The sequence below is a fragment of the Waterburya sp. genome, from assembly GCF_058530065.1.
On sequence record NZ_JBZNBU010000158.1, the window covers coordinates 1 to 3,451 of the forward strand.

Consider the following 3,451-nt stretch of genomic DNA (forward strand, 5'->3'; position numbering starts at 1 on the left):
AGAATACTGTGAAAAAGCGGTGCGACCCCAGCGAGGTTTCCTCGCTATGGGAACGCGCACCAAGACAAACTCCCGTCTTTACAATGCCCTGAATCAATGGATGAGTCAACCTGACGATTGGTCACATTTGCGTCATTTGAAAACCTGTATTTGGAAATTAATTCGTTCTGTGACCTTCTCCAGTAATCAAGATCCGACTCCTGCTATGGCATCACTTCAACAACATAAACAACGGTTTTATCAGTTGGAATTTCAAGTTCGGACTTATTCCTACAATATTTCCTAAAAGTTTTGTCAGTCAATCAGGATTGAAACTCAAGCCAAGATCGCCCGGCAACAGGCACAACAATTACAAGACAAACAAACCCAAGCCTATGCCGATGGTTATTTAGCTGGGATATATCTGCAAAGGGAAAACTTACCCCAGGCGTTAAAATTAACCAGACAAGCAATCTTAAATACAGAGAACATCACCTCAGAATCAATATATCTTTGGCAATGGCAACTAGGGCGTATATATCGGGCGCAAAACCAACCACAACTTTATAACTCTGCTTTTGACAGTTTACAGTCTTTACGAGCCAATTTACTCGCTACTAATCCTAGTAATCAATTCGCCTTTCGCGATCGCATTGAGCCTTTATACAGAGAAAGGGTAGCATTACTATCAGATAATAACCCCACTCAGGCAAACTTAATTGCAGCCCGCGATACCATCGAAGCTTTGCAACTAGCACAATTAAATAACTTTTTCCGCGAAGCCTGTATTGATGCTAAACCCCAGAAGATAGAAGAGATCGATCCAAATGCTGCGGTAATCTACTCTATTATCTTACGCGGTCGCCTGGCAATAATTCTCTCTCAGTCGGGACAACCTCTAAAATACTATCAAACCCCTATTAAACCTCAAAAAATCGATCGCGTCTTTACCGATTTTTATACTAACCTCAGTCCGTTTTTGGCAATCGTCGATCCCTTACAGCCCAACCAAACTCTATACAACTGGTTAATTCGTCCGTTGGAAAACCAATTGCAGCAAAACAATACTAATACTTTAGTCTTTATTCTCGACGGGGCATTAAGTAGCATTCCCATAGCTGCATTACACGATGGCAAACAATACCTCGTGGAAAAATACAATCTGGCACTTACTCCTGGCTTACAACTACTTGTGCCTTCCTTTAATCCCGAAAACATTCAAACCATTGCAGGCGGATTAACTACTTCCCGTCAGGGCTTTGAATCTTTACCCAACGTCGAAACCGAAGTAGCCCAGATTGCCTCTTTAGTCCCTGCCAAAATACTATTAGATCGAGAATTTACTAGGGAAAATTTGCGCTCGCAAATCAATGCCCAACCCTATCCCATAGTCCATTTAGCTACTCACGGACAGTTTTCTTCTCGCGCCGAAGATACCTTTTTACTTACCTGGGGCGATCGCATCAACGTCAAAGATCTCCATTTGCTGCTACAAGACAGAAGCTTTACCCAGGATACACCTATTGAAATACTTATCTTGAGTGCTTGTCAAACCGCTACGGGAGATAAACAAGCAGCCTTGGGTTTGGCGGGGGTAGCAGTGCGATCGGGTGCGCGAAGTACCGTTGCTACTCTTTGGTCGATTCAAGATGATTCTACTGCTTTATTGATGAGCGAATTTTATCGGGCTTTAACTACATCGAAAACTAAGGCAGAGGCGTTACGACAGGCACAATTAAAGTTATTACACAATCCTCAATACGAACATCCCTTTTATTGGTCGGCTTTCGTTCTAGTGGGTAATTGGCTTTAGATAGGGCTTGCTGAATAAGTCAAAATCAATTAAATATAAGCGTTTCAAGACTTTTTATTCAAGTAAAGTGCAAAGTTTTTTGATAAACAAGGTTATTTTTCTTGCACTTAACAAAATAAAATGTACTAGCTTGTTAAAAGCTAATAGCTGAAAGCTGATAGCTAATAGCTTTACAACAGATATCCTCTCAAATCTTAATTTTTCAGCAAGCCCTAGATATTTAGCATTTAGCACTAAACACTGAGTATTTACTTTAGCAGGGAATTATCTGCGATAAATGTAAACACTATTTAAAAATTAAAGCGATAATTTTGTCATCTAACCAAGAAAGCACTCAATATGAAAGATAATTACCATAAATACTAAAAAAAATTATTAATTTAAGTATTTTCACTAGCCATTTAGAGTTTTTACGGTTATAAAGTTTTTAATTTTGTACAGCAGGTAGAAGATCTATAGCTAGTAGAGCTACCAACACCGAAATACCGAAATAACAGAACATAATAGACACCCTGCTGAAAAAAGAAACTACGACATTAATTCATCCATTGTCTCAATATGATTTCACTAACGAACTTACCAGACATCGCAATTGCTAATGCTGTAGAAATTAAACAAATGCAATTATTAATTATGAATGCTATTGACGATTTAGAAAAAGTTGCACGGGCTAGTGACTTAACTAATATTATTTGGGATATCAATACTCAAGGTAATAAAACTGAGAGAGACTGGAGGAAAACCGAAGTTTTGCTGGAATCTTACGAAAACACTAGAGACAAATCTCTAGAATCTGCTTTGTCAAACTTAAGAGAATTGAATGAAATTATGAATGTTTCGGAACTTTCAAGCTTAATTTCATCAGAAGAAACAGATCGGACTTAAGTTTAATGTGGGGTGGGCAATGCCCACTCTACAGTTACCGACTCAAACTTTATACTGTTGCAGTATACGTCTGATGTGAATTAAATTTTAGCAATCGGAAAACAGGTTTATCCTCAATTACGATTCTTGGGTAATAATAAATTCAACAACACGCCGATAATACTCGATAGCCCAATTCCTTCGAGGGCAAATACGCCAGCCTTGAGACTCATTCCCCCTACTCCTAAGATTAAGATCGAACCGACGATCGCAATGTTGCGCGGTTGCAGTAAGTCATCTCCTGACTGTACTAAACTATTCATCCCCACAATTACCACCGTACCGAACAAAATAATCAAGATACCGCCCATCACGGGAACGGGAACGGTTTGCAACATTGCACCTAATTTTCCTACAAAAGAAAGTAATACGGCAAAAATAGCTGCCCAGGTCATGATTCCTGGGTTAGATATTTTCGTAAGTGCTACTGCTCCCGTTACCTCAGAATAAGTAGTATTTGGAGGACCTCCCAAAAAAGCTGCTAGGCTGGTAGCAATACCGTCGCCTAACTCTCTTCTGTCACTCTAGGCATAAGAGCAGTAAAACTCATCCCAACAATAGACCAAATATCTTAAGCAATCAAACCCATTTATTGGGTCTTGCACGCTTTTGGTGATCCAAGAATCAGGCGATCGCTACTGGCTAAAATGTCAATAAAAGAAGATTTTGTGAGTAAATAGAATGAGAGCTAAAAAAGCGGTTATTTATGTCAGAAAACCAGCCTCTAAACAATTA

General features: G+C 39.3%; 2 protein-coding genes and 2 pseudogenes. 3 read left to right on the forward strand and 1 reads right to left on the reverse strand.

Going from position 1 to position 3,451, the window contains the following annotated elements:
• The 3 genes and pseudogenes from AC33VI_RS10100 to AC33VI_RS10110 all read left to right on the forward strand — a co-directional run.
• Nucleotides 1-286: pseudogene (locus AC33VI_RS10100) on the forward strand (hypothetical protein); the annotation flags it as partial.
• A 438-nt stretch (nucleotides 287-724) separates the two neighbouring features.
• A complete protein-coding gene (locus tag AC33VI_RS10105) occupies nucleotides 725-1,792 on the forward strand; it encodes a CHAT domain-containing protein (RefSeq protein ID WP_491782136.1) in 1,068 nt (355 codons plus the stop codon).
• 558 nt (nucleotides 1,793-2,350) lie between these two features.
• Nucleotides 2,351-2,677, forward strand: a complete 327-nt coding sequence (locus AC33VI_RS10110) for a hypothetical protein (protein WP_491782137.1) — start codon at nucleotides 2,351-2,353, stop codon at nucleotides 2,675-2,677.
• Between the two features lie 113 nt (nucleotides 2,678-2,790).
• Here the strand turns inward: AC33VI_RS10110 and AC33VI_RS10115 are convergent.
• Nucleotides 2,791-3,234: pseudogene (locus tag AC33VI_RS10115) on the reverse strand (solute carrier family 23 protein); the annotation flags it as partial.
• Between the last annotated feature and the right edge of the window lie 217 nt (nucleotides 3,235-3,451).

Excerpts from the sequence above, each read along its gene's own strand:
- AC33VI_RS10110 (WP_491782137.1), top strand. The coding sequence starts at position 2,351 with ATGATTTCACTAACGAACTTACCAGACATCGCAATTGCTAATGCTGTA.